This is a genomic window from Cytobacillus oceanisediminis (assembly GCF_007830235.1).
Lineage (GTDB): Bacteria > Bacillota > Bacilli > Bacillales > Cytobacillaceae > Cytobacillus > Cytobacillus oceanisediminis.
In genome coordinates this window covers 416,258-442,986 of the sequence record NZ_VLKI01000003.1, presented here as the reverse complement: position 1 = coordinate 442,986, position 26,729 = coordinate 416,258, and the positions used below count along the sequence as shown (strand labels likewise).

Annotated in this window: 26 protein-coding genes and 1 riboswitch; of the genes, 4 read left to right on the top strand and 22 right to left on the bottom strand. The window is 40.0% G+C overall.

Annotated features, from left to right (window positions below; genetic code table 11):
• The 3 genes from IQ19_RS08660 to IQ19_RS08650 all read right to left on the bottom strand — a co-directional run.
• Positions 1-241 (bottom strand): transposase (locus tag IQ19_RS08660; RefSeq protein ID WP_199749410.1); only part of this gene is annotated, 241 nt, incomplete at its 3' end.
• Positions 242-274: 33 nt separating this feature from the next.
• Complete coding sequence (locus tag IQ19_RS08655) at positions 275-979, bottom strand: PAS domain-containing protein (RefSeq protein ID WP_242020937.1); 705 nt, start codon at positions 977-979, stop codon at positions 275-277.
• A 90-nt stretch (positions 980-1,069) separates the two neighbouring features.
• Positions 1,070-1,906: a hypothetical protein gene (locus tag IQ19_RS08650; protein ID WP_242020936.1), complete on the bottom strand. Its 837-nt coding sequence runs from the start codon at positions 1,904-1,906 to the stop codon at positions 1,070-1,072.
• Positions 1,907-2,056: 150 nt separating this feature from the next.
• Between IQ19_RS08650 and IQ19_RS08645 the strand changes: the two genes are divergently transcribed.
• Positions 2,057-3,115: a DUF3900 domain-containing protein gene (locus tag IQ19_RS08645; protein ID WP_144541953.1), complete on the top strand. Its 1,059-nt coding sequence runs from the start codon at positions 2,057-2,059 to the stop codon at positions 3,113-3,115.
• 32 nt (positions 3,116-3,147) lie between these two features.
• Here the strand turns inward: IQ19_RS08645 and IQ19_RS08640 are convergent, their stop codons facing one another.
• Positions 3,148-3,357 carry a cold-shock protein gene (locus tag IQ19_RS08640; RefSeq protein ID WP_144541951.1) on the bottom strand — a complete coding sequence of 70 codons (210 nt, stop codon included), beginning with the start codon at positions 3,355-3,357 and terminating at the stop codon, positions 3,148-3,150.
• A gap of 290 nt (positions 3,358-3,647) precedes the next feature.
• On the opposite strand from IQ19_RS08640, the gene IQ19_RS08635 reads away from it, so the two are divergent.
• Entirely contained in the window at positions 3,648-3,938 is a 291-nt protein-coding gene (locus tag IQ19_RS08635; RefSeq protein WP_144541949.1) for a DUF6509 family protein, read from the top strand.
• A gap of 40 nt (positions 3,939-3,978) precedes the next feature.
• Here IQ19_RS08635 and IQ19_RS08630 read toward each other — a convergent pair whose 3' ends face one another.
• On the bottom strand, positions 3,979-4,374 hold the full coding sequence (locus tag IQ19_RS08630; protein WP_144541948.1) for a cytosolic protein: 396 nt from the start codon (positions 4,372-4,374) through the stop codon (positions 3,979-3,981).
• 167 nt (positions 4,375-4,541) lie between these two features.
• On the opposite strand from IQ19_RS08630, the gene IQ19_RS08625 reads away from it, so the two are divergent.
• Positions 4,542-5,381 carry a GNAT family N-acetyltransferase gene (locus IQ19_RS08625; protein WP_144541946.1) on the top strand — a complete coding sequence of 280 codons (840 nt, stop codon included), beginning with the start codon at positions 4,542-4,544 and terminating at the stop codon, positions 5,379-5,381.
• A gap of 30 nt (positions 5,382-5,411) precedes the next feature.
• On the opposite strand, the gene IQ19_RS08620 is transcribed toward IQ19_RS08625, so the two are convergent.
• From IQ19_RS08620 to ku, 14 genes are all read right to left on the bottom strand, one after another.
• Positions 5,412-5,903, bottom strand: a complete 492-nt coding sequence (locus tag IQ19_RS08620) for a metallophosphoesterase family protein (protein WP_277875305.1) — start codon at positions 5,901-5,903, stop codon at positions 5,412-5,414.
• Positions 5,904-6,003: 100 nt separating this feature from the next.
• A complete protein-coding gene (locus IQ19_RS08615) occupies positions 6,004-6,204 on the bottom strand; it encodes a cold-shock protein (RefSeq protein WP_110064024.1) in 201 nt (66 codons plus the stop codon).
• A 146-nt stretch (positions 6,205-6,350) separates the two neighbouring features.
• The gene (gene cshA / locus IQ19_RS08610) at positions 6,351-7,793 is read right to left on the bottom strand and encodes a degradosome RNA helicase CshA (RefSeq protein WP_199749409.1); all 1,443 of its coding nucleotides are present in this window, start codon (positions 7,791-7,793) and stop codon (positions 6,351-6,353) included.
• Between the two features lie 308 nt (positions 7,794-8,101).
• Complete coding sequence (locus IQ19_RS08605; RefSeq protein WP_009332508.1) at positions 8,102-8,302, bottom strand: cold-shock protein; 201 nt, start codon at positions 8,300-8,302, stop codon at positions 8,102-8,104.
• Between the two features lie 212 nt (positions 8,303-8,514).
• Positions 8,515-9,393 (bottom strand): bifunctional 5,10-methylenetetrahydrofolate dehydrogenase/5,10-methenyltetrahydrofolate cyclohydrolase, encoded by an 879-nt coding sequence (locus IQ19_RS08600; protein WP_144541942.1) that lies wholly within the window; start codon positions 9,391-9,393, stop codon positions 8,515-8,517.
• An 86-nt stretch (positions 9,394-9,479) separates the two neighbouring features.
• Positions 9,480-9,562, bottom strand: a riboswitch (ZMP/ZTP riboswitch).
• A 605-nt stretch (positions 9,563-10,167) separates the two neighbouring features.
• The gene (locus IQ19_RS08595; RefSeq protein ID WP_144541940.1) at positions 10,168-10,662 is read right to left on the bottom strand and encodes a hypothetical protein; all 495 of its coding nucleotides are present in this window, start codon (positions 10,660-10,662) and stop codon (positions 10,168-10,170) included.
• 487 nt (positions 10,663-11,149) lie between these two features.
• A complete protein-coding gene (locus IQ19_RS08590; RefSeq protein WP_144541938.1) occupies positions 11,150-11,635 on the bottom strand; it encodes a Rossmann-fold NAD(P)-binding domain-containing protein in 486 nt (161 codons plus the stop codon).
• A 91-nt stretch (positions 11,636-11,726) separates the two neighbouring features.
• Positions 11,727-12,695: a nucleoside hydrolase gene (locus tag IQ19_RS08585; RefSeq protein WP_144541936.1), complete on the bottom strand. Its 969-nt coding sequence runs from the start codon at positions 12,693-12,695 to the stop codon at positions 11,727-11,729.
• A gap of 300 nt (positions 12,696-12,995) precedes the next feature.
• Positions 12,996-14,660: a glycerol-3-phosphate dehydrogenase/oxidase gene (locus IQ19_RS08580; RefSeq protein ID WP_144541934.1), complete on the bottom strand. Its 1,665-nt coding sequence runs from the start codon at positions 14,658-14,660 to the stop codon at positions 12,996-12,998.
• A 436-nt stretch (positions 14,661-15,096) separates the two neighbouring features.
• Positions 15,097-16,587 (bottom strand): glycerol kinase GlpK, encoded by a 1,491-nt coding sequence (glpK, locus tag IQ19_RS08575; RefSeq protein ID WP_144541932.1) that lies wholly within the window; start codon positions 16,585-16,587, stop codon positions 15,097-15,099.
• A 34-nt stretch (positions 16,588-16,621) separates the two neighbouring features.
• A complete protein-coding gene (locus IQ19_RS08570; protein ID WP_144541930.1) occupies positions 16,622-17,446 on the bottom strand; it encodes an MIP/aquaporin family protein in 825 nt (274 codons plus the stop codon).
• A gap of 190 nt (positions 17,447-17,636) precedes the next feature.
• Positions 17,637-18,182, bottom strand: a complete 546-nt coding sequence (locus tag IQ19_RS08565; protein WP_144541928.1) for a glycerol-3-phosphate responsive antiterminator — start codon at positions 18,180-18,182, stop codon at positions 17,637-17,639.
• Between the two features lie 66 nt (positions 18,183-18,248).
• Positions 18,249-18,908: a phosphatase PAP2 family protein gene (locus IQ19_RS08560; RefSeq protein WP_144541926.1), complete on the bottom strand. Its 660-nt coding sequence runs from the start codon at positions 18,906-18,908 to the stop codon at positions 18,249-18,251.
• A gap of 392 nt (positions 18,909-19,300) precedes the next feature.
• Complete coding sequence (gene ku, locus IQ19_RS08555; protein ID WP_144541924.1) at positions 19,301-20,155, bottom strand: non-homologous end joining protein Ku; 855 nt, start codon at positions 20,153-20,155, stop codon at positions 19,301-19,303.
• Positions 20,156-20,301: 146 nt separating this feature from the next.
• Here ku and IQ19_RS08550 point away from each other — a divergent pair, with 146 nt between their 5' ends.
• Positions 20,302-22,131, top strand: a complete 1,830-nt coding sequence (locus IQ19_RS08550; protein WP_144541922.1) for a DNA ligase D — start codon at positions 20,302-20,304, stop codon at positions 22,129-22,131.
• A gap of 125 nt (positions 22,132-22,256) precedes the next feature.
• On the opposite strand, the gene dapF is transcribed toward IQ19_RS08550, so the two are convergent.
• From dapF to IQ19_RS08535, 3 genes are all read right to left on the bottom strand, one after another.
• On the bottom strand, positions 22,257-23,240 hold the full coding sequence (dapF, locus tag IQ19_RS08545; RefSeq protein WP_144541920.1) for a diaminopimelate epimerase: 984 nt from the start codon (positions 23,238-23,240) through the stop codon (positions 22,257-22,259).
• 376 nt (positions 23,241-23,616) lie between these two features.
• A complete protein-coding gene (locus tag IQ19_RS08540) occupies positions 23,617-24,861 on the bottom strand; it encodes an EAL and HDOD domain-containing protein (protein ID WP_144541918.1) in 1,245 nt (414 codons plus the stop codon).
• A 253-nt stretch (positions 24,862-25,114) separates the two neighbouring features.
• Positions 25,115-26,413: an NCS2 family permease gene (locus IQ19_RS08535; RefSeq protein WP_144541916.1), complete on the bottom strand. Its 1,299-nt coding sequence runs from the start codon at positions 26,411-26,413 to the stop codon at positions 25,115-25,117.
• Positions 26,414-26,729: the final 316 nt, after the last annotated feature.

Here is a 26,729-nt window from a genome sequence, read left to right as displayed (position 1 = left end):
TAGTTTGACGCATCGAGCGTATGCCAAAAAGATATTGAATGAACACCATTTTAATAAGGACAACAGGGTCAATACTAGGTCTCCCATTGTCTAAGCTATACTTATCTTTTACCAGGTCATAAATGAATTCAAAATCAATAGCTTGTTCGATCTTTCTAACCAGATGATCTTCAGGCACTAATTGGTCAAGAGCGACCATTTCTATTTGATTTCTTCCATCTTCTACGTGTTTTGATAACATTTGAATCCCCCACAAAAAATCTTTTCAACTTCATTATACAAAAAAAGCTTGTAGACGTGGTCCGTAAAGCAGACTTTGTCTACAAGCTGAACCTCTAACGGTTGTTAGAGGTTTTCTAATTTCATGCGCTATACCTGCTGCTATCCTGCCTGCAAGTGCCGCTTTCTCCGCTTCCTTAATTCCATTCAAGAATTGAAAAACTCCGATAACCCTTTGAATATTCCCATCCAGGTCCCTGATAATCCTTGTATTATTAATCCCATAATTTTTATCAAGTATTTCTCTATTTACTATAGCCTTTTCAGATCTTAGTGTCTCCAGCAAATTTATTTTCTCGTCTGGAATTTGCAATAGGTCTCTTATATGACGGCCAACTATATCTTCTTTACTCTTATGAAGATCTTCGCAAGCCTGTAAATTGCATAGAGTTACCACACCCTTTTTGTCAATAAAAACAATATGATGGGGAACGAGGTCAAGTATTGGTTCTAGAAAGTTTTCAATTTCAGTAAACGGAAGATCCACTAGCTTTTTATCAATATGCGACAGTTTGGTTTGCTGGATTCCCTCCTTATAAAAAATGGAATAGCATTCATCATTCCCCTTGTCAAGCTGCATTCCCATTTCAGCATCTCTATAAGAAAAGGAAAAAGGGAGCTGGCTGATGAGGTTTTTATAAAATTGAAGCTCTTTTTCTGTGCCCTGCAGTTTATTCAGGGCTCTTCCATTATCGTTCATTCGATACCTCTTTTAATAACATTAAGTCCTTCGTTTTTAATATAGAATAAATCTAATTATTTAAAAAATCTAATTTTAAGATCAAAAACACTATTTTTTTAATTGAGGAAACATATAAACGTTAAGCTTCCTAATCAGGATCATCAGTACAATAAGAATAATGCTAAAGAAAATCGGGTGCCAAAAAGAGTTTATATGCAATATTTCCATTTTTATAAGGATGATATGAAATAGGGAATCTGCAAGGAAAAGGATTGCGAGCCAAAGAAAGCGATAAAATTTTAAAATAATTAAAGTTAATAAAAATGCATAGATGATCCAAATTAAAACGTTAAAAGCAATATGATCCTGGTATGGCGATTCAAACCATCCGATCGTATACTTGTGTGTTTCAAATATGGCCTGCAAGTAAAAGGATACAGCTTGAAAGATAGTGGTGATGGCCATATAAATGGTTACAAATTGAATAAAAAAATCAGGTCCCTCGACTCTATTTCTCCACCATTTTATTATAAAAACAGATATAAACAAGATTACTACTGTGTACCAGGAGTTCCACCAATTATGCTTGTAAATCCCCAGCCAGAGGAAAAGCTCTTCAATTCCAAAGATATACACGATAATCAAAATAACCCACTTGAGATTAATACGGAAAGCTGCAATGGCCATAAGTATACTTGGAATAAAAAAGGCCTGAGAAATACTGGAGCCAAAAACATCATCATACCATTGGTTCGAAAAAACCCGCGGATAATAGGAATAGGCATCGCCTAAGATCAGAACAATGTACTCCATTAGAAAGGAAAGGCCCATGGTAAAAAAATATACAGCAAGATTAAGATGAAATTTAGTTTTCTTATATGTAATATACATGATCCATGCACTAATAAGGACCAAGCCAAGGAACCACAGTAAATTAGTTGACAATTTTTCCACTTCCAGTTTTTACTCGTTTCCATTATTTTGTTCATCAGACGCAAACATATACTTTACCAGCAAGAACTAAAACAAATTGACGTTGGTTCTCCCCTTTCCTATACTAGTAAAGTCAAATTAGAAGAAAAACAGGTGAATTAAATGGATTTTGAAATTAATTATTTATCTTTTTATGTGGTTCAGGTAGAAGGAAAAGGCGAAAACGCAGAAAAGTTCTCCAAACACTTTCAAACTCTTGATTCAGAGGATTACGAAAATAGTGCTTTGAAGGACTTTTTAGATGGAGAACTTGCAAAGATTTCAAAAAGGAAAGTTGAAAGACATCCGAAAACAGACCAGGCCCCTACTAAAATTGGGCGATTTATTGTGGAACCGGGACATGAATTAAGCTCCAACTCCAATTATAATCTTTTTAATCGCGTGAGAATGGCTGATACCAAGGAACTTTTCCGGGAGGCTAATGAACAAATCGTTAATGCCTATATTGATACAAGCGCTGTCCGTGGAGGAGTCTTGCTGGTGGCAAATGCAAAGCTGAGGAAATATTTCGATGAATCTTTCCTTTTTATCATGAAATGTGACTTTGAACCAAAGGTAGCATCTATTTCTGATGAGACTACCCTTATTAGAAATGTAGAAATGGCTATTACGACTAAAAATATGAAATCGATTCAGTACCCTTATATGCCGGAGGAAGGCATGATTGAGGAAGGAGAACTAAAAATCCACCAGTCTTCGCATGCTCGATATTTTGAAGACTTTTTAAGGTATGTAGACTATGAACCCTCCCTCCCGGAAATCGTTAAAACTCAAGTAATCGGAATGGTACAGGAACATATTGAAGAAACTTTTCAGCCAGAGAGCGAGGAAAAAGAACAGATGGAAGCGAGCATGGAAGTATGGGCTGCCAGCCCGAAAAGAGAAATACAAGAGAGATTTTCCTCTGACCAAGTAATCGAGGCGGCTGCACAAATTATAGAACATTCACCCGAGATTGAACTCAAGCTTAAAATGGATCATGTTTCCGTAAACAGCCTTCTCTCGGATTTCGGAGAAACCATTCATATGGCAAAGGTAAATGGCCGCTATGTACTGCTTATTGAAGCTGACAGTATTTTGTTTGAAAAGGGATTCTCCCCGATTGAGTTTTTAAAGCCTGATGAACTGGCTAATGTTATCGAGAAAATTAATCAAAAATAAAAGGGCGACTAAAAATAATCGCCCTTTTTTCATTATTTAGAAAAGATGCTGTTATTGTTAACGACCTGCAATTCTTTTGTCGTCTCGTTCATTTCACTTTTACAAATTGGACAGATAGGTACTTGGCTGCTTTTAAAATTGTCTCTCACCCAGCAGTTACAAGATTCTGATGAACATTCCCAGACCTTAACTTCCTCAACCTTTATTTCTTCCATATTCTTTCTGCCAAATCCCATTGCCATAGTCAGGCACCTCCCAAAGAGTAAGACCCTATACCCAAAATAAAAATCACTTGCTATATAAAGGGACAGAACTTACCGGCTCTATATAACAAGTGTTTACGGGCAATATTATATTCTTTTAACTAAAAATAGTATAACATATATAGGTTAACCTGTCAAAAAGATATACTTTTTAGTCAGCTTCATTTTACTCAAACTTATAAACAGAGTAAATACTATCATTCTCTTCGGGGAAAAGTGTATAATGACTTGTACAGAAGGTTATGTTTATGTAAGAAAGGGTGAAGGCCATGAACATTATAGGATATTCGGTTGAGTACATAAAAGATCCGACAGGCATCCTAGCCGGTGACCGCTACGAATTCTTTTTAGATATCGACGTTGATGAGGAAGATGAATTGTATTCAGTGAACGGCATAAAATTGAGAGTGCTTTTTTATAAAAACGACGAGGATGAAAGGATTCTAAATTACCACTTTCTCGAAAACCAGACAGGAAAGGTTTTAGAATTCGCATTGGACGAAGAGGAAGAGAAAACAGTTTCCCGCTTCTGCAGTGAAAACATTTCTCAAGCTGAATAAAAAGAGCAGGGTTCCCTGCTCTTTTTATTGTATATTATACCTAGATATTCTTGCCTTCCTCTGAAATGTGGTACATTAGGTGCGCTAAGTGTTGAATTGGCGTATAAACCTCTTCATCCTCATTCTGATCATTTTCCTCATTAAAGTCCAAATCATTCAGATGCAGTGCTGCAAATTGATAAAAGTCTTTTAATTCAAAAGCATAGCAAGCGCTCGGCTCTTCCTGGTCCTCTTCATATTGCAAAACCATATAGGATTCTTTGCCGTCATTATCAAGAGCATCGAAAAAAATAAAATAACCAATGTTGGTATCCAACTCAAATAAATGCCTTGTTCCACCCTCAGTGTATTGCTCAAAATCTTTTTCACTTAGTTTTTGAACATGCATAGGCTGTACCTGATCTTCTTTGTGGAAATTTACAGTATAAGTTTTCACGGATTCTCCCCCTCTACTCATCCCATGCTAACATAAAGAAAATTATATTCCTATTATTACCCTCTCTTAAAGGCTGTAACCTAATTTGGGTCTATTCGTTTGTAATTTTTTCCTATATGATATTTAAGAAGTAATTTAGACGGAGTAACTCCAGGGAGGCAGAAGAAGTGCTGGCAAATAAACAATTAGAAGATATTAGATCTCTGCAGCAAATATGCGAAGAGAAAGAAAATATTGAGTTAAAGCTAAATTGGGATAGCTTGCGGAACAGGCCTGATGGGCAGCAAAATGACCTTTTCCAATATGATGATAATGGAAAATTACTGGGTTATCTCGCTCTCTACACTTTCGGAGGGCCTATGGAATTATGCGGTATGGTTCACCCTGAATACAGACAAAAGGGTATTTTCAGCCAGCTGTTCAAGCAGGCAAGGCCTTCGCTGGAAAAAGCCAGCAAATTGCTTATTAATGCCCCCGCCAACTCTACTTCCGCAAAAAGCTTTTTAATATCCCGGCCCTGCACTTACTCTTTTTCGGAATACCAAATGAAACGCCAGGCAAGCAAGATAATAGCAGAAGTAAACCCGCAAGTAACTTTGCGAAATGCAATTGAAAGCGACCTCAAATTTCTCAGTTACCTGGATTCTGTCTGCTTTAATATCCCTGAGCAGGAGGCAATAGCTTTTAATAAAGAAGTTTGGCTTGGAGGAAATGAACCAACCTTTATCGTTGAATACGGAGGGAAAGAAGCTGGGAAAATAAGGATTCAAAAAGAAGAAAATGCAACTTGGATTTACGGTTTCGCCATTGAACCCTCTCTGCAGGGAAATGGAATCGGCAGAAGCGCACTTTCACAAGTTGTTATGAATGAACAAAACAAAGGGATTGAAAGGGTGCATCTTGAAGTAGCAGCAGAAAACGAGCATGCCCTTGGCTTGTACAAATCATGCGGATTTGAGCCATACGGCACTCAGGATTATTATGAATACGATCTAAATAAACTTTAAAAGTAGAAAACGGCTTTAAAGAGTCGTTTTTCATGCTTTTGAATCATAAAAGCTATGCCTGAGGTTCATTTTATCTTCTATTTCCATAATGCCAAATGAATATCGCGGCTGTCTGCGCTTGTCTGTGGGGGAACCCGGATTAAACAGCGTGAGTCCACCTTCCTCTTTATGGACCGGAATATGCGAATGCCCAAATATAATGATATCCACTCGATCTTTGCCAAAAGCCGCGATGCTTCTTTTTTCTGTGGTTTTCCCCTTCCCATGTCCATGAACCACCCCTATTTTATATCCTTCTATCTCAAGCAGAAGCCTTTCTCTAAAAAGACCGCATATCTCTTCGCTATCCGTATTCCCATATACACCTTCAACAGGCGCATATGCCTTTAATTTATGATATATATCAATGGTCTGCCAATCTCCGGCATGAATAATTAAATCGCAGCCATCGAGTTCCTGCAAAAGGACAGCCGGCAGCTTTTTCGCTCTTTTTGGCATATGGGTATCCGACACAATGATTATTTTAAAAAGTGCTCCTCCTCCCTATCAGCCGATCTAAAGTTCCTCTATTCCAGAGAAAAATAAAGGAGCCCCTTTTCAGCAAGGGACTCCTTTATTTGCATTATAACTTTGTTACATTAACAGCTTGAGGTCCACGCTGGCCCTGCTCTATGTCAAAGTTAACTTCTTGGCCTTCATCAAGGGATTTAAAGCCTTCTGTTTGAATTGCAGAGTAATGAACAAACACATCTTCTCCGCCTTCAACTTCGATAAAACCAAAACCTTTTTCTGCATTAAACCATTTTACTTTGCCTGTTGCCATTTTATTTCCTCCTAATATCTATAACTCACAGGGTGATATTTTACCCTGCATTTACTAATATGGGTAAAATAATCAGATTTTATAATAAGATGTTCAAAAAGTCCTTTAAAAATAGATGTAATGCCCTTTTTAAACACTAAAAATAATTATTTACTGCGATTTTTGCTGCGTCTGTCTCTTCCGCCTTTAAAATCTCTTCTATCCCGGCTGCCGCTTCTGGACCTGTCGCCAAATCTTCTTCCGCCACGGTCACCGCCTTTAGGCTTTCTCACACGGATAGGTTCAACAGCAGTCAATTTAACAGGTGTCACATCAGGACCCTTTGTCAGCAATTTCAAAGCAGCTGCCAGCATTGTAACAGAATCGGTATCCTCAAGAAGCGTTTCTGCCGCTCTCTTAAAGTCTGCATGTTCGCCTTTATCAATAACTTCCATTAACTTGTTGATGGTAGCCTGCTGATTGCCTTCAACCACATCCTTAAATGATGGTACCGGCTTTTTGGCCATTTTACTTTTTGTTACACTTTCAATAATTTTCAAATGATCAATTTCTCTTGGTGAAACGAACGTAATTGCAAGCCCTTTGTTTCCTGCACGTCCGGTACGGCCAATACGGTGAACGTAACTTTCCGGATCCTGCGGGATATCAAAGTTGTAAACATGGGATACGCCGGATATATCTAAGCCACGTGCAGCAACGTCTGTCGCAACCATAATCTCGATTGTCTGCTCTTTAAAACGGCGGATAACCTGGTCACGCTTTGCCTGAGGAATATCCCCATGAATTCCTTCAGCTGAATAACCCCTTTTAATAAGACCTTCTACTACTTCGTCTACCCGTTTTTTTGTTCTCCCAAACACAATCGCCAATTCCGGAGATTGAATATCCAAAAGATTGCAAAGCACATCAAATTTTTGTTTTTCATGCACTTCCATATAATATTGTTCAATATTTTTAACGGTCATTTCTTTTGCTTTTACTTTTACCATTTCAGGTTCCTGCATGAATTTTTCCGCAAGAGACTGAATTCTCCTTGGCATTGTAGCAGAGAAAAGAAGTGTTTGGCGCTCACCTTTAATTTCACTGAGGATTCGTTCAATATCCTCAATAAAACCCATATTAAGCATTTCATCTGCTTCATCCAAAACAACCATTTTAATGTTGCTTAAACGGATCGTTTTTCTTTCGATGTGGTCAATTAGCCTTCCGGGTGTTGCCGCAATGATTTGCGGGTGTTTTTTAAGGGCACGGATTTGGCGATTAATATCCTGGCCGCCATATACCGGAAGGGTTCTAACTCCTTTTACTTGTCCAATGCGATTCAATTCTTCAGCTACCTGGACAGCTAGCTCACGTGTTGGAGCAAGCACAAGCCCCTGAATGCCTTCATTAATATCTATTTGTTCTAATAGCGGCACTCCAAATGCAGTTGTCTTTCCTGTCCCGGTTTGTGCCTGTCCAATCATATCCTTGCCTTGCATACCGATAGGAATCGCTTGTGCCTGTATTGGTGTTGGTTCTTCAAACCCCATATTGGAAAGGGCTTTTACTATTTCATTACTTAAACCGAAATCTGAAAAAGTTGTCAAAATAAATTTTCCTCCTTGTACTAAAGCCTTTTGAAAAAGACCGTAACATTTAATTTGATGATGTTCACTACGTTACTAGGCTTTCCAGTTTGTATCTCTTTTTTACATTTCCAAATGTACTAATTTTAAACTTTATTTTGTAAGTGAAGTAATTATTTTAGAAGAAATGAAAAATGTTTTATTCCTAAAAAGCAGTTAGATGGGAAGAATCTGTTTAGAGGAATGCATGCAGACTACAAAGTGGATGAGTAAAATAACGTAAAAAGGTGATGCATGATTAGACATGCATCACCTCATTTTAAGCAAGATTATGCTTTTGTTACGTTTGCAGCTTGAGGTCCACGGTTACCTTCAACGATTTCGAAAGTTACGTCTTGGCCCTCTTCTAAAGTTTTGAAACCTTCAGTTTGGATAGCGGAGAAGTGTACGAATACATCTTGACCTTCTGAAGATTCGATGAATCCAAAACCTTTTTCTGCATTAAACCATTTTACTTTACCTGTGTTCATTTGTGTTGCCTCCTGAAAAATTGTTTTTCACTATAATGTACCATATAAACTTAAACATAAAAAAGTCGCAGCCGCCAGAAATGAGGATGAACGATCGCCTACATTTCTTTGCAGCTACGACTACTTATCCAAAAAGTATATAACGAACTTTACAGCGTTAACCTAATAATAAACGACGCATAGTCATAAGTCAATCTTTTAAGCGATCATTTTCAAATAGTGACAAATTGACTATTTGCGTCTTCCTTCTTTTTTCTCGCCTTTTCAGCCGCCTGGACTGTATGCTTTAAAAGCATGGAAATGGTAACCGGTCCTACTCCGCCTGGAACTGGAGTTATAGCAAAAGCTTTCTGGTGGCAGCTCACGTATTCAACATCGCCTATGTTTCCTTTGTTATAGCCAGCATCGAGGATTATGGCTCCTTCTTTGATCCACTCACCTTTTATGAAGTTAGGTTTGCCGACAGCAGCTATAACGATATCAGCCTGCTGAAGGATTTGCGGCAAGTTTCGGGTATGGGAATGGCATGTTGTCACGGTAGCGTTGCGATTAAGAAGAAGCGCAGAGACAGGCTTCCCCAGAATCGGGCTTCTGCCTACAACAACTGCATGCAGTCCATCTGCACCAAGCTTGTAGTAGTCCATAATTTCTAAAATAGCCGCCGGCGTACAGGAAGGGTATTCGCCAAATCCGAAGGCGGTTTGTCCGAACCCCAAACTAGTAACACCGTCAACATCTTTTTCGATAGCAATCGCTTCAAATGCTTGGCGTTCATCAATATGACCAGGCACTGGATGCTGCAGGAGTATTCCATGCACAGCCGGATCTTCATTTAATTCCGCTATAGTCTTAAGAAGTTCCTCAGTTGCAATATCCTTTGAAAGATGAATACGCTTGGAAATAATTCCGAGCTTTTCACAGGCATTGCCTTTCATTTTGACATATGTTTCCGATGATGGGTCATCCCCCACCAGAATGGTTGCCAGGCAGGGCTGTACACCGCTCAATTTCAATTCGGCGATTTTGCCTTTCAATTGTACCTTCACATGATTTGCGACAACGTTTCCATCAAGTATAAGCTTATTTTCCATGCATATCCCTCCAGATATGGAAAAGCGCATAATAAGGCAGACGGGCTTCTCCATTTAATTATGAAAAAAGAGACAAGGGAACCCCTTATCTCTGCCCAGACGACCGGCTATACATAGACGCAGCTCCCCAGCGGTTAATTCCGCATTGTCGTCAGTCACTGCGATTTGGTTTCTTATTCTAATAATGTCATCATACCATAAAAAACATATGTTTCAAGTTTTTTTACCAAAAACGTTCGTGTTTAAAGTAAAAAAAGAATAAAAAAGGACAGCAGTAACAATGCTGTCCTTAATAATGATATATTTGAGTTATTTAATTATGACCTAAAACAATGAAAGCCCTTCCTCTCTTCCATCCTTGCGGCTCCTAGACCGCGCCAGCGGGAATCAGGTATATCGGATTATTATCCGAATCGATGCTCTCTGAGATTTCAATTAATTAAAATGGTAAGAAACTTACTGAAGTAAAAAACGGAGAAGTGTCTGGTTTATAGAAGATGATTAAGAAGAAATTCGACATATAGCCGTCCACACAAATTATTTCTTAATTACAAACACATGCCTACTCTTTCAAAATCCTAAAGAGCATTAAACATAACAAAAAGCCGGACTTCCACACAAAATGAAGGAGCAATGGCGCGCCGACATTCAAGTGAATTCACGACTTCAAAATTGTACCTCAAATACTTCAATACCTATACTACCTCATAAATTTTGTTCTGTCAAGACAAAAAACTTGTCACCATTTGAATCATTCTAAAACTGTTATGCCTCTCAACCTTCCCCTTTATACTCCGTTACATCAAAGTAATCGGTTGTATCCTTATAGTCGTTATAATCAATATCAAGATCATGAAAAAAGCGATGGAGCTTAATAAGGGCTTCCTTATCCTTCGTGCCTCCCTGGACCTTTTCTGCCAAATTGCCGATCATGTTCAAATCCTGCTGCAAATCTTCATTTTCCGCTGAAAGGCTCTTTAGCGAGTTTGCAATTAATTCAGCTTGTTTCCGCTGTTTAGACCAACTGACAAAACGATCTCTGCCCCATCCAAGGGTTTCATTATAAAATGTATGGTTTGAGGCAATAAAATCCCCTAAATCACTGTACATCAAGTCCTGTTCAGCCATTTCTGCAGTTTTGGAACTTTTTTGCACCCGCGCTGTATTCTGTTCCTTGTTTAAATAAACTAGAACACTGTAAGCAATGGCGATGGCCATGATCATGCCTATTATGGAAAGAATTCGGTTAATTTTTTTACTTTTCAGCAAAGTTAAGAGCCTCCGCTTTTGTTGATTTTTAGTGAAACTAAATGGATTTTCTTTCATATTAATCATTAACAAACCTAAAGGACATTTTTTATTTTTCTTAGTTTGTTTAATAGAATCGGATTAAGTTATGAAAAATTTCATGTAAATCGGAAAAGGTAAATCCCAAGCTTTTCACCCGTTCTGTATTAATCGACCAAGAACCAGGCAGAGCATATGGCGAAGCATTATTTGCTTCTATCTCATCTGTTACTATTGCCTGTTATTTCTTCAATTTTACTAAGGAACTCGCTTAACGAGATATCTCCTTCGCTTCCTGGATTTAAGGCTCCGGTAAGCCCCGTCTCACCAACCCTGTATAGAAAATCTGCTGCTTCATCAGATAATATAAAGCTATATCTGGCTTCAGGTTCATGAATTCCTATTGGCTGCCCGTTCCTGATTTTTTCAACATGAAACTTCAGGCGGTTTGTATAATCATCCGTTCCGATTACGATCGGAAATCTTGCTGAAGATGATTGAAACCCCGGGTAATCAAATAGGACTGCTTCCCCAGCACGCTTGGCTTCCTGATAGCCTTCATACCCTTTATAAGCATTTCTTGGTCTATATGTAAAAGAAAATTGTTCCGGCTTAAAATGCCTTCTTTATGCAATGTCCCAAAATCGTAGACAGCCATTGAGGAGGTAAAGATATAATGTGCCACCTTTCCATCTAAAGCCTCTGCAGTGGCCTTCGCTTCTTGCGGGGAGAAACAGGATTGGTCATACACAACATTCCATTTCCTCCCCGAAAAAGCAGCACGCTGTGATTTGATATTTTCCCTGTCTATAATTAAACGCTCAACTTTGTCACCGAATGGATCTTTTGTAAGTCCTCGGGTAGCTATTGTTACCTTTTTCCCTTCTAGTAGCAGCTTTTCAACAAGCTTTTTTCCAAAAAATTGTGTGCCGCCCAAAACAAGAATATCATTCATGATGAGCTCTCCTTATTTGCAAATGGTTTCCTACTATTTCTATACTTAGGGGCTAATTCCCTTCATAAGAATAAAAAAGCCCTTAAGATGGTTAAAGGCTTTTGTTGTTCGTATTGGTTTGGAAAAGGAACACCTCCATAAAATCCATCACAAATCTTTCCACGTCTAGTTCAATCGCAATGTTATCAAGTGTTTCAGGCGGTTCTTCCTCAGGTTTCGGCCTAAAGTCTGCTATGCTTTTTCCTTTGGCTCTTCCAAAAAGCTCAACTGTAACCCTTCTCGGGATATACTTAACCATATCAGGATTCGTTAGCACACTTAACACCAGAACATCATGCAGCGGTGCCCCCTCTATTCCTGGAACTAGTTTTTTATATGCTTCATAGTAATAGTCATAGGCCGGCTTAATTAACTCTTTAAAGGGTGATTGGGTATTATTGGCCACAAAATTGATGGTTTCGGGACGAATCACGGCTTTATTAGTCACGTTTAATGGAAAAAGATATATGTTTTTTGCCTTTTCCAAAACTGAATTTGCAGCAATTGGATCTGCATAAAAATTTGCCTCTGCCTCTGCTGTGACATTTCCGGGTACAAGAAATGCACCGCCCATTAAATAAAGGGCATTTACGTTCTTATAGGCATCTTTTCCATAAAGTATCAGCGGCAAGGCCAGATCCGTTTGTCTTCCCAATCCTACAATTACGAGATTATTTTTATATTCATTTACTATCTGTATAACTTTATTGATATCAAATACATCCAAGCCCTCAAAATCCTCTGGCGGCTGTATAGGGCCAAGCCCTTCCTCCCCGTGAATTTCGGGATAGAAAACAGCTGTCTCCCCTGACAGCGGCCCACTGGCCCCTGCGATGACAGGGATGTCCTCCCTGCCGGCAAGCTTCAGTAAATAGGCAGTATTATTGATTGATTGCTCTTTCGTGATGTTTCCATATGCACTAACTACGCCAACAACATTTATATCCGGATGCTGAAGGGCATACATTAGCGCAAGTGAATCATCGACTCCCGAGTCAACAAACATCAGAACATTATGCATAGGCCACCTCCATAACTTATCTAGTCTATAATATGCCGCAGGAATGTACATTTTGTTAAAGAATGTTGTTTTCCTCTTTAAAGAAAAGGCTATATTAAAGCTTATTGTTGATTATGGTACACTTTTGATTGGAGTGGAAGGGGCGGGACTCCAGCGGGAGGAGCGAGTCAAAGGGAGAACCTGCAGGCGTGAATGCGCCGAGGAGGCTTCCGGAACGCCCGCAGTTCGCTGAGTCCCTGGATCGGAAATCAACAGGTAAGTTTAAAAGAGAGAAAGAAAAAACTCCCCAAAAGGAGAGTTTTAGTTTTGATCTGCCGGAATTGCAGCAAATCTGATTTCCTGGTTTAGCTGGTGTTTAAAATTCTTTTTTTCGGATAATTCCCATTTAAAGGAATCGGCCATATAATCTATAACTTGGTCTTGATAAGTCCTTACAGTTTCGATGTCAAAGAGAAGAGCACCTGTTCTGCGGTTAAAGAAATCGACTGGCGTTGCTGCCATTTCATGTTCAATCGCATATTTCAGCTTTGCCCATAATACAGTTGGCAGGCAAAAATCCTTTTCTTCGCTTCTTTTTTCCTTAATCATATTAAATAGGATTGGTACATTTGAACCGTACATACGAACAAGGAGAGAGGATTCTTCGTTTGTTAAGCCCATAGCTGCCCCTTTATCTGTCTGGAAATCAATGAATTCTTTAAATTTAACTGAGCCCCCGACATTCCCCCCGGAAATAGGCAGATTCTTCGTGACACTGCTGCTGTATGTTTGATTCAATTCCTGTTTAAATTTGTCCGCAAGCAGATCGACAATAGTCTCGGCCATTTTACGATAGCCCGTCAGCTTGCCGCCTGCGATTGTAAGCAAGCCTGTTTCTGATTCCCAGATTTCATCCTTGCGGGATATTTCAGAAGGATCTTTTCCCTCTTCCCATATAAGCGGACGAACACCAGCCCAACTGGATTCAATATCATCTACTGTAACCTTTACAGAAGGGAACATAAAATTGATTGCATTTATGATGTATGTTCTGTCACTTGTCATCATTTTCGGGTTAACCGGGTCTGAATCATAAAAAGTATCCGTTGTGCCCACATAGGTTTTTCCATCTCTTGGTATAGCAAAAACCATCCTTTTATCCGGTGTGTCAAAATATACTGCCTGTTTCAAAGGGAATTTCGACTGGTCTATTACAAGATGTACTCCTTTTGTCAGACGCAATGTTTTTCCGCTCCTGGAACCATCTTTCTCACGGATGGAGTCAACCCAGGGACCAGCTGCATTGACGGTTTTTCTTGCTTTTATTTCATGCTGTTTGCCTGTAAGCTGATCTGCAGCTAAAACACCGCATACTTTACCCTCTTCGTCATATAAAAGCTTTTCAACTTTCAAATAGTTAACAGGCAAGGCGCCTTTTTCAGCAGCAGCTTTCATTACTTCAATCGTTAATCGCGCATCATCTGTCCGATATTCCACATAATAACCGCCGCCTTTTAATCCGTCTTTTTTAACAAGCGGCTCTTTGGCCAAAGTTTCATGAACAGATAGCATGCTTCTGCGTTCAGACTTTTTAACGCCTGCCAAAAAGTCGTAAACCCTTAAGCCGATTGAGGTGCTGAATTTACCGAAAGTACCGCCCTTATGCATTGGAAGCAGCATCCATTCAGGCGTGGTGACATGCGGTCCGTTTTCATAAACGATTGCACGCTCTTTACCGACTTCCGCAACCATTTTTACTTCAAATTGTTTTAAATACCTTAAACCGCCATGAACGAGTTTGGTGGAGCGGCTGGAGGTTCCTGCCGCAAAATCCTGCATTTCCACAAGTGCTGTCTTCATTCCCCGCGTTGCCGCATCAAGGGCAATGCCCGCTCCGGTAATACCGCCACCGATGACCAGCACATCGAATTTTTCGGAAGTCAGTTTATTTATCATGTGATTACGATTTAAATTTGAAAATGTCATTGCTGTCTCCTCCTTAATGAAAAGGCTAGCTTTTTGTCTTACTACCCTTTATTTGCAGGGAATAAAAAAGAGACCACAAAATACATTATCGATTAGCCGATAATGATTTTGTGGTCTCTCCGCATCTCCTGCCGAACTATTAACTTGATTTCATTATAACATAAAGTGGTCTATTTGGGTACTTTTATTTGGGGTCCGTTAAACTTGCCTGTTGACTTCCCCTTCAGGCGCTCAGCAAACCGCGGGCGGGTCCGACGCTCCTCGGCGCATGACGTGCCTGTGGGGTCTACCTTTGACTCACTCTTCCGACAGGACATTGAATAAGCATCCTGAATAGGTACCGCCCGAAGAAAATGCGAATGCATTTTCGTTGATCTCGCGCCTTCCCCTCCAATCAACTGAATGCCAAAATCAGTATTTCGCTTTAACCTATCCTTTATTTAAAAGCGATCGCGGCCTCGACTGCTTTTTTCCATCCTCCATAAAGGTCAGTACGGACTTCCTCCGCCATTGATGGACTAAATGATTTGTCAATTGCCCATTGCTCAGCGATTTCTTCCTGGGAATTCCAATAGCCGACAGCCAGACCTGCAAGGTAGGCAGCTCCCAGGGCAGTGGTTTCATTAATAGTCGGCCTTTCAACAGGAACATTCAGAATATCAGACTGGAACTCCATTAAGAAGTTGTTTTTAACTGCTCCCCCATCTACGCGGAGCGTTTTTAATTCAATGCCTGAATCCGCTTCCATCGCGGATAAAACATCTTTAGTCTGGTAAGCGAGGGATTCAAGAGTGGCCCGGATAAAATGCTCTTTGGACGTACCGCGTGTCACTCCAAATACCGCACCTCGTACATCACTATCCCAGTACGGTGTTCCAAGTCCCACAAACGCAGGCACTACGTACACACCGTCCGTGGAGTCCACTTTTTTTGCATAGCTCTCGCTGTCTTTTGCATCCTTTAGCATTCTCATTCCATCCCGGAGCCATTGAATAGCAGAACCTGCAACAAAAATGCTGCCCTCCAGTGCATATTCGATTTTTCCGTCAAGCCCCCACGCAATGGTGGTTAGCAGGCCATGTTCCGAGCGGACCGCTTTTTCACCAGTATTCATAAGCATAAAACAGCCTGTTCCGTATGTGTTTTTGGCCATCCCTTTATCAAAGCACGCTTGTCCGAATAACGCAGCCTGCTGGTCTCCGGCTGCCCCCGCAATGGGAACTTCCTTCCCAAAGAAGTGATAATCAACCGTATGCGCATAAACTTCAGAGGAAGGCTTCACTTCCGGAAGCATTAATTTTGGAACCGCTAAAATATCAAGCAGCTCTTCATCCCATTTTAGATCATGGATGTTGAACATAAGCGTACGGGAAGCATTGGAATAATCGGTTACATGCACTTTACCGCCTGATAGCTTCCAAATAAGCCAAGTGTCAATGGTTCCAAATAATAATTTTCCCTGTTCAGCTTTTTCGCGCGCTCCTTCAACATGATCCAAAATCCACTTTATTTTTGTGCCAGAAAAGTAAGCATCAATTAGAAGCCCGGTTTTTTTGCGGAATAAATCGTTATATCCCTTTTCCTTCAGATCGTCGCAAATGCCGCTTGTTTGCCGCGATTGCCATACGATAGCGTTATAAACCGGAGCACCTGTTTCCTTATCCCATACAACCGTTGTTTCACGCTGGTTGGTGATACCGATGCCGGCAATCTGTTCAGGTTTGACTCCAGATTCTGAAAGGACGCCAGCGATAACAGATAAAATAGAACCCCATATTTCATTGGCATTATGCTCTACCCAGCCTGGCTTGGGAAAATGCTGAGTGAATTCTTTTTGCGCAGTATGCACAATTTCACCTTTTTTATTGAATAGAATCGCACGTGAACTAGTAGTTCCCTGGTCTAAAGATAAAATATATTTTTCCATTTAAAGCTCCCCCAATTCTTGTATATGCTATGCTTTATGCTGCCACTTTCGAAGAATCCATTTCTCCAGGCTGCTTTTTTCCTAAAGTATATGAAAGAATTAATACTATTATATTAACAGCTAGCACTCCCCATAACATACCGGAAGTCTTTCCTGCGAACATAAATTGGTAGAACACAGAGCCAAGTGCACCTCCAAGGACCGGACCGACGACAGGCACCCACGCATATCCCCAATTGGATTTTCCTTTGCCCGGAATCGGCAGCAGGAAATGGGCAATGCGGGGGCCTAGATCACGTGCCGGGTTGATTGCATAACCTGTAGTTCCTCCAAGGGACATGCCGATAACGACAATAAGGAGGCCGACAGCAATAGGGTTTAATCCTTCAGTAAATTGATTGGCTCCTATAAACATCAAGCCTAATACAAGAATAAATGTACCAATGATTTCACTTAATAGATTTGAAAAAGTATGCGGAATTGCAGGGCTAGTAGAAAAGACAGCAAGCTTCGCACCTTGATCTTCGGTTTCTTTCCAATGCGGCAGGTAGTGCAGGAAGACAAGAACGCCACCTAAAAAGCCGCCAATCAGCTGGGCGATGATATAGCCAGGCACATCTGGCCAAGGAAAATCGCCATTAAGCGCTAAACCAATCGTTACAGCCGGATTTAAATGTGCACCACTTATGGATCCGACTGCAAAAACACCCATTGTAACCGCGAGCCCCCATGCAATGGTGATGACAATCCACCCGCCATTAAATGAGAAGGTCTTTTTTAAATTCGCTCCAGCTACAACGCCTCCTCCAAATAGAATCAAAATCATTGTCCCAATTACCTCTCCCATAAAAGCAGACATTTTAAAATCCCCTTTCCAATATTGAGTGCATCGAAAAAAAAAAAGGAGATCCACGACAGAATAAACCCTGAAAGGTTAAACTGTGTGAATCTCCTAATCTCCGACACGTGAATTAACTTGTTAAATAGAGTATACAAGCCAATGAAAACGTTGTCAATCTTTTTTCGTGAAATATAATTTCAGGTTGTGTTCATGAGAAGATTTCCCATAAATCCATCTTGGATGTAGTAATTGCCGCAGCTCCAGCATCAAGAGCGTTCAATACTTCTTCCCTTGAACGGATTAGACCGCCGGCAAAAATTGGCGTATTCAAGCGTTCATTCACTTCTTTTATCATCCAAGGCATAGCACCCGGTAAAACTTCTATATAATCGGGTTTTGTTTTTTCTATCAGTTTATAGCTCTTTTCTAGAGCATGCGAATCAATCAGGAAAATTCTCTGGACCGCGATAACCCCTTTTTGCTTCGCTTTAAGGATTACGCTGGACTTGGTGGAGATTAATCCGTACGGCTTAAATTCCTGGCATATGTATTCAGTTGCATAATCATCGCTCTTAATTCCGTGAATCAGATCCACATGATAGATCATTTTTTTCTGGTGTTCTTTTGCCATCTGTGAAACATGCTTCAGCTGAGAGATATGCATGTCCAGAAAAACCCCTATTTCATAAGGGCATTTCAGGAACTTTTCAAACTCTTTCATGTTTGAAGAAGCAGGCAAAATCTTTTGATTCATTTTTTCCACTCCCGTTTCCGTTATTCTCCCTATGTTATAAGGAAAGTGGACAATTCTCAATACTTATTACAAATTTTTGCGGAACTCATAATAACGAAATCCTAATATCATAATCGTCAGCCATACACCGCCTGCAGCAAAACCTGCAATCACATCACTTGGAAAATGGACACCTAAATAGATACGGCTTAACCCGATTGAAACAATAAAAAATCCAAGCAGCAATACCCACGCAGTCTTCCATCTTCTTTTCTTTGCCAGATGAACAATCATATATGCAAGTGAACCGTAAAAGATGAACGAACCCATCGAATGACCACTCGGAAAGCTGAATCCCTGTTCCTCAATCAATGGCCTAATATCCGGGCGCTCCCTTTTAAAAATCCACTTTAATAATATATTGAAAAGCGCGCCAACTCCCGATGAAATAACCATAAAGAGTGCTAAAGAGCGCTTTTTAAAAATAAACAGCAGGACTGCTGCTATAATGACAGCAAAAGCCAGCCAATTTACAGAGCCCAGGAAAGTAATCACTTGCATGAACTCCGTAAGTCGCGGAGATATAAAAGCTTGAACATAGTTAATCACCCGCTCATCAAAACGGACGAGCTCTTTCTCTCGCAATTCATCAACAATCTCAATAAAAAGAAACAAAAACACGCCAAGAATAGCCGCTGCCGATGCAATATAGGTAATATTTTTTAAGGTTAACGCCTTCCAACTCATACACACAAATCCTTTTTAGTTATAGGATTACCACAAATTCGGGGAAAGTGAACGTGATTTTGGATTTTTATAAGAAGAAAAAGAATTTGTATTTATTTGAGGATTAACTCATTTGACCTTCACTACTTTTCAATGGCATTAATCACGATGATTAACTCCTTCAGCTTCTTTTTTTCGATTCCACGGGCACTATTCGCGGCCTTTAACTCCCTTCAGCTTCCCTTTTTCGATTCCCCGGGCACTATTCGCGCCCTTTAGTTCCGTTTAGCTTCTTTTTTTCTGTTCTACGAGGACAAATAATGCTTACGTTCCGGTATTTAAAAATATAAAAAAACCGATTTTACTTAAAGTAAAACCGGTTCAGATCTATCCCATGCGGGTATCCTACTGAATTAAGCTTGTTTTTTCACTTTTGTCTTTGCTGTAGCGCGTTTCTTTTTAGCTGCCGGTTTTTTCGGTGTTTCTTTTTCGGCCGGCTTTGTTTTATCAATGGATGCCTGCAGGGCAGCCATAAGGTCAGTAACATTGGCGGCTGGTTCTTTTTCAACAGGTGTAACGATTTCTTTTCCAGTCCGCTTCGCTTCGATGAGTTCAAGAAGCGCAGTCCGGTAATCATCATTATATTTTTCAGGCTTGAAGTCGGAAGTTAACTGGTCAATCAGCATGATCGCAGTTTCGATTTCTTTATCGGTTACTTTATCTTCTGCAGGTACATTTGGAACATCTGCCGCTTTGCGCACTTCATCCGGATAATGGATTGTTTCCATAACAAGGGTATTTTCATATACGCGGACAACCGCCAGCTGTTCCTTTGAACGGATGATGATTTTTGCCAAACCGACCTTTTCGGAATCCTCTAGCGCTTTTCTTAATAGTGAATAGGCTTTTCCTCCTCCATCTCCTGGAGACATATAATACGTACGGTTAAAATAAATCGGATCAATTTCCTGGATTTTAACAAAATCCATAATCTCAACGGCCTTGTCTTCATTTTCCTGTTTAAGCTTTTCGAGATCCTCATCCTCTAAAACCACAAATTTTCCTTTTGTGTATTCATACGCTTTGACGATATCCTCATTTTTAATTTCCACTTCGCAAACAGGACATGTCTTCTCATACTTAATTGGTGAATGGCATTCTTTATGAAGATTTCTCAGCTTTATATCTTTATCCTCTGTAGCCGCATGAAGCTTGATCGGAATATTAACAAGCCCAAAGCTGATGCTTCCTTTCCACATTGTATGCATAGTAAAACTCCATTCTTATTATGTTATATGTACTCTTAATTTGTGTTTTAACAAATTCGCACATACCCTTAAAGAATTGGAAACAGAGTAGTTTTTGCGGGAAAAGGTAAAACTAAAGTGGACTATCGGCAAGGAGGCCAACCCCAATGAGACCAATGCTTCCTACATTAACTTTTGATGTACCCGAAGGCGAGGAGTGGCTGTTTGAAGCCAAGTATGACGGATTCAGGGCTATTCTGCATTGGGGTCAGGAAATCAGCCTGACCAGCAGAAATGATAAACCATTATTAGACTTATTCCCTGAAATAAAAGCATTTTTGGAACAAAACAAAGAAAAGTTAGAGCCATTTCTTCCGCTAACATTAGATGGAGAACTGGTCTATTTAGAGAACGCCTATAAAGCTCATTTTGGTTCAATTCAGGTTAGAGGGAGAATGAGATCGGAAAAGAAGATAGCTGAAAAAGCTAAATCTGCTCCTTGCCGCCTTCTTATTTTTGATGTCCTGATGATAAAAGGCAAAAAAATCAGCAATAAAGAGTATCTTCTCAGAAAAGGGGAACTCGAGGCCCTTTTTAAAGATTGTGATTTGCCATTGAAACCTGATGAGACCAATCCTAAACTCATCCAATTAATCCCTAATTATCGAAGCTTTAACGAACTTTGGGAAAAGGTTGTCCTTCACGACGGCGAGGGAATAGTGGCAAAACAGACGAAAAATCAATGGGAAGAAGGCAAAAGATCATCTTTATGGCTAAAATTTAAAAATTGGAAGTATGTATCCTGCTTCATTACCGCCTACGAAAAATCAAATGGCTACTTTTATGCAGGCGTATTTCAAGGTGAAAAAATCTATCCTATCGGGCACTTTATCTTCGGCTTAAAACCTGATGAAAAACAAGCCTTGTTCCAAATAATCAAAGATAATAAAACAGATGAAGACAGCCGATATATTTACGTTGAACCGGCAATTTGCGTGGAAGTAAAATACCTGGAGATCTATGAAGAACAAATGCGCGAACCCCACTTCCACCAATTCCGATTTGATCTTAAGCCTGATGATTGTACGTATGATAAATTTATACAGCATCAAAAAAACCTGCCGCCAGAAATAGATATCACACATCCCGACAAGCCTTTGTGGGAAACTCCTTCTGTTCAAAAAATCGATTATATTCATTTTTTGCGGGAGATCGCTCCTTATATACTCCCATTTTTAAAAAACCGGCTGCTAACCGTCATCCGTTACCCGCATGGCATTTTTGGAGAACCTTTTTACCAGAAAAACTGCCCGGATTACGCGCCGGATTTCGTGGAAACAAAAATGTCTGAGGGCATTAACTATATTGTCTGCAACAATCTAAAGACTCTTCTTTGGCTAGGGAACCAGCTGGCATTTGAATACCATATTCCATTTAAAACAATTCACAGCAAAGGGCCCAGCGAGATCGTATTTGATTTGGATCCTCCTTCAAGGGATGCGTTTCCCCTTGCAATTAAAGCCGCTTTATATATTAGAGAGGTGCTTGATCACTTGGAGCTGATTAGCTTTGTCAAAACATCAGGCAATAAAGGACTGCAGATTTATATTCCCTTGCCTGAGAATACGTATTCCTTTAATGAAACGCGCCTGTTCACTAAATTTATAGCAGAATATCTTGTGTCCAAAGATCCGGATTCTTTTACAACTGAACGAATGAAGAAAAATCGGGGCGGCCGCCTTTATGTGGATTATATACAGCATGCGGAAGGAAAGACAATCATCGCGCCATATTCAGCCAGAGGAAATAAAGCGGCGACAGTCGCCACCCCTTTATTTTGGGAAGAGGTAAACGAGAGGTTAACGATGGAAAAATTCCAAATACCCAATCTATTGAAACGGATAAACAGTGGCGGGGACCCCTTCCACTCCTATTTCCAGACAAAAAATGTACAGAAGTTCTCGCCGGTGCTCGACTTTTTAAAACAGCAGCATTAGAAAGACTTGGCATAAAGCCAACCCATTTAGTTTCAGCAAGATCATAATTAAAAAAATCCATTATCGCTTTAGTATGTTATTAAAGTCAAACATAGCTAAAAAAAGGATAAGGCTTCCGCCTTATCCTACATCCATTCTTTTAAAAATTGCTGTGCATATTCCTGAAGCTTTGCATACTGTTTTATTTCATCAGCGAATTCCACTTTAGGCGACAGGGTAAATTCAGCCGGATTTTCCATATTCACATCTGCTTCAGAGCGGTATACATAGCTGGCATTCCCGATTAAGTCAATATACTGCCTTCCATTTTTCTCATGAACGACACAGCGCACTTTTCCGCCGTTATTATAAACTTCAACGGGTTCCCCTATTTCATTTAGGCCATTCATGCATGTAACTAGAGTTGAAGCGGACATTGCCGTCCCGCATGCATTGGTAAAACCAACGCCGCGTTCAAATGTCCGGACATAAATATGGCCTTTTTTTAGCGGTTTTACAAAACTGACATTCACACCATCAGGGAAGAATTCATTCGGTCCGTTCAAGTATTCGCTTATATTCTTTTGCAAATCAGAGGAAATATGCTCCTTATCAACAATTGAAACAAAATGGGGATTCGGGACTGCTAAAGCTGTAAAAGTTAATTCCTCAGAGATTTTGCTGATTTTTTCATTTATTAGTGTTTCTATTTCAAGGTTAAGCGGCAGGTCCTCCAAGTTAAAAGACACCGGTGAAATTTCTACCAGGTAAGTAGGAATTTCTTCAAAAATATCTTCCTGCTTTTTCACCTGCAGATCCGCTTTCATTGTCTCAATGATCGCTTCCTTCAAACCAAAAAGTTCACATACATAACGGGCAACACAGCGCAGCCCATTTCCGCACATGGAAGCTTCAGAGCCGTCCGGATTGAATACCCTCATCCTTGCGTCTGCCTTTTCACTTTTCAATACATAGAGAATACCATCAGCACCGAGGTCAGTGCTGCGGTCACACAACGCCTTTGCCAGCACGGCACGCTGTTCTTCAGTAAAATCATAAGTGTTGGATATTTCATCTATAATAAAGAAGTCATTTCCTGAGCCGTGGCATTTAATAAGGTCGATCTTCACAGTAAAACCTCCAAACAATTTCAAATAACTTATAGTAAGAGTGCCATAAAATCATTTATTATTCAATAATAGTTTTCTATATTATATTTATAATATACTATTTGGAGAATAAGATTCTTCCGCTGCATCCCAGGGAGCTCAGCAAACCGCGGGCGGTCCGAGGCTCCTCGGTGCATAACTCACCTGCCGGGTCTCTTTTAGATACGCTTTACCCACAGGACATTGAATAAGCATCCTCGAATAAACACCGACGAAGGAAATGCGAATGTATTTTCGAAGAGTCACTCCATCCGCTCTAATCAACTCAGTGCTAAAATCAACATTGAGCATAGCCATATGAAAAAAAGCCTGCAGATAGGCCAGTGCAGGCAGTCCATTATTGAAAGATATTTTCCGGGTTAAGCAATTTATTGGACCAATTCAATGATTCAGCATAAATTTTAAAAAGATCTTTTTCATCAATATTCAGCTTCTTGCATTTTTCACTGATTGTGCCCCATTGTGCTTTCTCCACAGCAACCGCAAGGTCAAGAACCTCTTTTAGCATATTGTCCCTTCCGTTTAGGGCTTCGCAAATATCATCCTGCAGAGGAAGGCCTGCCAAAATTTGATTCATCGGAATACTTAATAGTGAATCCATCAATGAAAACATTCCTGTCATAAAATAGCTGGATAAAGGGTTTTCACCTGATTTTAGCCTTTCAATTTCCTCGCACATTTTCGCTCGGGTCATAGATAATCTTATTGTTTCTTCAGCCATTTCTGATTTTTGGCTGGTTGTTTCCCTTACAGCCAATACATAAATCCATTTTTCGAGTTCAATCAGTCCAAGAAGAACAATCGCCTGACGGATCGAATTAATCTTTTGCTTTGGCTTGTATGTTGGCGAGTTTATTAATTTTAGCAGTTTATATGAAAGTGAGATATCTCTTTCAATTAACTCTGTAATACGATCAAGGTTTGGTTCTGCGCTGGAGAGGGTTTGAATCATTTCATAGAAAGAGTGAAAATAAGCAGGTACATCATGTGTTGACAAGATAACAGGCTTGGAAAAGAAATAACCTTGAAAATAATCATAGCCTTTTTTTCTCGCTTCCTCGTATTCCTCTCTTGTTTCAACCTTTTCAGCGACCATTTTAATATTCAGCTTTTTAACGAGCATTTCAATTCTTTCACGTATATTTTTCGGAGTATGGAGAAAGTCCACCTTAATAATGTCTGCATACTTTATAAGCCTGCTTGCATAGGGATTGCCTTCATTAATCACAAAATCATCAAGTGCAATTTTGTAGCCAAGCCCTTTCAGGTCCTTGCATACGTGAATTAGTTCCTCGCTGGGTTCAACAGTTTCCAGGATTTCAACAACGATTTCCCTGGGCCTGAAAAATGTAGGCAGCCTCAATTTAAGCAATTTTTCGGTGAAATTTATAAAGCATGGCTTGCCATCTGACAATTGGTCAATTCCAATATTCAAAAAGCTATTAATAATGACCTCCGCTGTTGCCTGGTCTCCATTTATGTCTGGAAAAGCATTATCCTGATTGTTTCTGTAAAGAAGTTCATAACCAAAAACCTCTTCTTTTACATTAAATATGGGCTGCCGCGCAACAAATACTTCCATCCTCATACCTCCGGAAACTAACTATTGCCGTATTTTTGTATTCTCATTCTATCCAAAAAGCTTTTATATTTCTGTCGAAACTTGTTGGAATAACAAAAAAATATGATCTTTCGCAAAAATAATTCTTTTTTCACTGGAAAAAGCTCACATTATGTCACTAAGGAAAGAACATTTTTATCCGAAGGAGCTGAGGACTCTATAGTCAGCAAAGCATGAAAAAAGGATGCCCTTTTTCAGGCATCCTTTCACTATATTAACTAATGACATGAAAAACAAAGTTAAACAAGAAAAGCACAGCAATTACATATAGCGAAACAGAGACTTCCTTTGCTCGTCCAATCGAAATTTTAAGAATTGGATATAGGATAAAACCAATTGCTATGCCATCTGCAATGCTGTATGTGAAAGGGATCATAGCAATAATGAAGAATGCCGGAAAGCTTTCACTTAAATCTTTTAAATCCAAATGGCGGATATTTTGCAGCATTAAACCGCCAATGATGATTAAAATGGGGGCAATTGCGCTATTAGGAATCAGCTTTATGACTGGGATAAAGAATGCCGATACCAGAAACAACAAACCTGTTGTTACGGTAGTCAATCCAGTCCGGCCTCCTGCTGCCATGCTAGCTGCACTTTCCACTGTCGAAACTGTCGGGCTTGTTCCAAAAATACCGGATAATAACGCTGAAACCGAGTTTGCCTGAAAGGCGCGAGTAAACTGTTCTGGTCTCTTGATAAAGCCTACATGCCCATGAACCAATCCGATATTTTCAAATACGAGCACCATTGTCAAAGAAAACACAGCAATCCAGAAAGTAATGGAAAGAACATTTTCAAATGACATCGCTCCGAAGACTTCCATATAATCTGAAATCGAGAACGATTTTCCCTCTGAACTTTGCACTTCTATCAGGCCAAAAGCCCATGCAATTATTGTGCCTGCTACAACCGTAATTAAAAAGTTGCCAGGTACGTTTCGCATAAATAAAATGATTGCAAGCAAGAAGGTTAAAATGGTTGCCAGTACGTGCGGATCTCCAAGTTCTCCAAGAGCAATGATGGAGTTTGTACCTTTTTCAACGATTCCGCCTTTTTCAAGTCCGATCAGCATTAAGAAAAGTCCCAATCCCACCGTGATCGCTTCTTTGAGTGATTGTGGAATTGATTCACTTAAAGTCTTTGCGAAACGCGAAAAGGCCACGAATACAAAGATAAGACCGGAAATAAAGACAACAGCCAATGCTTCCTGCCAGGAAAGATCCATGGATTGGACCATTGTGTATGAGAATAAAGCATTTATCCCCATTCCAGGCACAAGGAGGATCGGAACATTCGCCCAGAATCCCATAATAAGACAACCGGCAACCGACGTCAAAATCGTAGCCAGAATAGCGGCTTCCAAAGGTATTCCTGCTTCTGAGAGAATCAGAGAGTTAACAGCAATGATATAGACAATCGTAAAAAAGCCGATAGCTCCAGCCATTACCTCCCTTTTTACAGTTGTCCCATTTGAATCGAGTTGAAAAAGGTGGTTAAACCACTTGTTCATATATACTACCTATCTATTCAATTAGCCCTCTCCCTACCCGCTCTCCCCGATAAGCTGCTCTCTTCACACCAAAGAGGAGCCTGAAATATCAGGTGAGCCACAAGACAGTATTTTAACAAAAAATAAGCTGTCTGCCAATAGAAAGGTCAGACGTCTATTCAAATAAAGTGAAACTTCCATCAGTGGTAGCTTTATCCCACTGATGGTAAGTTGAGTCCCGCAAGAGGCAGGGTAACTCAGAATTTGCCACAGGACAAGGAAAGCTACGGCAGCTTTTGGGAGGACGTGGCGCCTTTAGTCTGAGTTCTGAAAGTCT

Excerpts from the sequence above, each read along its gene's own strand:
- ku (WP_144541924.1), bottom strand. The coding sequence starts at position 20,155 with ATGCATACAATGTGGAAAGGAAGCATCAGCTTTGGGCTTGTTAATATT.
- glpK (WP_144541932.1), bottom strand. The coding sequence starts at position 16,587 with ATGGAAAAATATATTTTATCTTTAGACCAGGGAACTACTAGTTCACGT.
- IQ19_RS08585 (WP_144541936.1), bottom strand. The coding sequence starts at position 12,695 with ATGCATAATGTTCTGATGTTTGTTGACTCGGGAGTCGATGATTCACTT.
- IQ19_RS08540 (WP_144541918.1), bottom strand. The coding sequence starts at position 24,861 with ATGGAAGTATTTGTTGCGCGGCAGCCCATATTTAATGTAAAAGAAGAG.
- IQ19_RS08580 (WP_144541934.1), bottom strand. The coding sequence starts at position 14,660 with ATGACATTTTCAAATTTAAATCGTAATCACATGATAAATAAACTGACT.
- IQ19_RS08560 (WP_144541926.1), bottom strand. The coding sequence starts at position 18,908 with ATGAGTTGGAAGGCGTTAACCTTAAAAAATATTACCTATATTGCATCG.
- IQ19_RS08605 (WP_009332508.1), bottom strand. The coding sequence starts at position 8,302 with ATGAACACAGGTAAAGTAAAATGGTTTAATGCAGAAAAAGGTTTTGGA.
- IQ19_RS08640 (WP_144541951.1), bottom strand. The coding sequence starts at position 3,357 with ATGGCAATGGGATTTGGCAGAAAGAATATGGAAGAAATAAAGGTTGAG.
- IQ19_RS08600 (WP_144541942.1), bottom strand. The coding sequence starts at position 9,393 with ATGGAAAATAAGCTTATACTTGATGGAAACGTTGTCGCAAATCATGTG.
- IQ19_RS08570 (WP_144541930.1), bottom strand. The coding sequence starts at position 17,446 with ATGTCTGCTTTTATGGGAGAGGTAATTGGGACAATGATTTTGATTCTA.
- IQ19_RS08635 (WP_144541949.1), top strand. The coding sequence starts at position 3,648 with ATGAACATTATAGGATATTCGGTTGAGTACATAAAAGATCCGACAGGC.
- IQ19_RS08590 (WP_144541938.1), bottom strand. The coding sequence starts at position 11,635 with ATGAATGATATTCTTGTTTTGGGCGGCACACAATTTTTTGGAAAAAAG.
- IQ19_RS08565 (WP_144541928.1), bottom strand. The coding sequence starts at position 18,182 with ATGAATCAAAAGATTTTGCCTGCTTCTTCAAACATGAAAGAGTTTGAA.
- IQ19_RS08615 (WP_110064024.1), bottom strand. The coding sequence starts at position 6,204 with ATGGCAACAGGCAAAGTAAAATGGTTTAATGCAGAAAAAGGTTTTGGT.
- IQ19_RS08645 (WP_144541953.1), top strand. The coding sequence starts at position 2,057 with ATGGATTTTGAAATTAATTATTTATCTTTTTATGTGGTTCAGGTAGAA.
- IQ19_RS08550 (WP_144541922.1), top strand. The coding sequence starts at position 20,302 with ATGAGACCAATGCTTCCTACATTAACTTTTGATGTACCCGAAGGCGAG.
- IQ19_RS08655 (WP_242020937.1), bottom strand. The coding sequence starts at position 979 with ATGAACGATAATGGAAGAGCCCTGAATAAACTGCAGGGCACAGAAAAA.
- IQ19_RS08535 (WP_144541916.1), bottom strand. The coding sequence starts at position 26,413 with ATGAACAAGTGGTTTAACCACCTTTTTCAACTCGATTCAAATGGGACA.